Origin of the sequence: Streptococcus sp. DD04 (genome assembly GCF_001578725.1) — a bacterium.
Taxonomy (GTDB): domain Bacteria; phylum Bacillota; class Bacilli; order Lactobacillales; family Streptococcaceae; genus Streptococcus; species Streptococcus sinensis.
Window position 1 is genome coordinate 393254 of sequence record NZ_KQ968978.1, and the last position, 1199, is coordinate 394452.

The 1199-nt window shown below is 39.9% G+C and carries 1 protein-coding gene and 2 pseudogenes; all 3 read left to right on the forward strand.

The features are described from left to right. Window positions 1-95: 95 nt before the first annotated feature. Window positions 96-350: pseudogene (locus STRDD04_RS10610) on the forward strand (class Ib ribonucleoside-diphosphate reductase assembly flavoprotein NrdI); the annotation flags it as partial. A 176-nt stretch (window positions 351-526) separates the two neighbouring features. Further along, window positions 527-658, forward strand: coding sequence for a hypothetical protein (locus tag STRDD04_RS11600; protein ID WP_268735346.1), 132 nt, complete (start codon window positions 527-529; stop codon window positions 656-658). Window positions 659-1102: 444 nt separating this feature from the next. Beyond that, window positions 1103-1199 (forward strand): annotated as a pseudogene (locus tag STRDD04_RS10990) (ABC transporter ATP-binding protein); the annotation flags it as partial.

The window sequence follows — 1199 nt, forward strand, 5'->3', positions numbered from 1 at the left end:
TATGATTTAACAAAGGCGTTATTATCTCAAACTGCCGTTTTCCTTTCAAAGTACGATTTCCGCTTTTCTTGACAAAGATTTTAAAAGTGTTCTAAACGCGAAATGCAGGTGCTGGGAAAATTCCCTGGTCAAGCAAACGCTTCATCAAGAAACATTCAAGCCTGATTAAAGGTTTTGTCAATAATGGAGATTCGGTTAAGCATGGTCGGACCTTCTGCGGGGCGACAGCTTTGATTATCGAAAAATATGGGCTGCCGCACATCTGCGATCTTGACCGAGGTGGTAAGGAAGCGGACATCAAACTTGTGCAGGAATATCTGGCTAAACTCCAAGAGCGATTATTTATATGATAAATCTATAGGAAAAGGATGGGTGGTGATCACTCATCCTTTTAAGATGACAAAAATGTAAGTTTAAATCCCGAAATGAAAGGTTATTCGATGGTAGCGGGACGGGGAATTTTATATCATATAGGTGTAAGGAAAAACAAATCAAAAATCAATATCCAAATAAAAGGAGGCACACTATGAAAACAAATCTCTTTAGCCACAAACAACACACTCCAATGGCGCAGAAGATTTCCAAAGAAGAAATCGAAAAAACCAGACTGGGCTGTGCGTCAAGCCAGTATTATTTCTGGCTACAATATAGTCATTAAGAAGTAGATGCAGTGAAGGGGCTGGGATGAGAGTGGGACAGAAATCGGTAATTCGTTAGAATTCGATTTCGTCGTCCTACCTCCGCACAGTTGAGTAGGGCTGTAAAAGCTTATGAAATCAGCGTAGTAGAGCCCACTCAACCACTGCGTCTTGCTCGACAATCCAAAGACGATTGAGAGGCTAGGACTTTTGTCCCAGCCTCGTCCCACCACCTTTTTGCCCAAATGGAACTGAAAGTTTAGGGGAAAGAGAGGCAAACTTGCAAAGTAGCTCAAGTCATACAGCCATCTTCCCTTAGTGAAAATCAAGTTTTTACATAACTTGAAGATAGATAAGTGACAAAAATGTAAGATAAGAGTTTAAAATGAAAGATTAGCTTATGGAAACTTGTCGGGCTTTTCGGTATGATAATAGTATCAAATAATGAAAAAGAGGTTCAAGTAATGACATTATTAGACGTACAACACGTGAAAAAAATTTATAAAACCCGCTTTCAGGGCAGCCAAGTTGAGGCACTGAAGGACATTCACTTTACAGTAG

Coding starts and splice junctions, on each gene's coding strand:
- STRDD04_RS11600 (WP_268735346.1), top strand. CDS start 527: ATGAAAACAAATCTCTTTAGCCACAAACAACACACTCCAATGGCGCAG.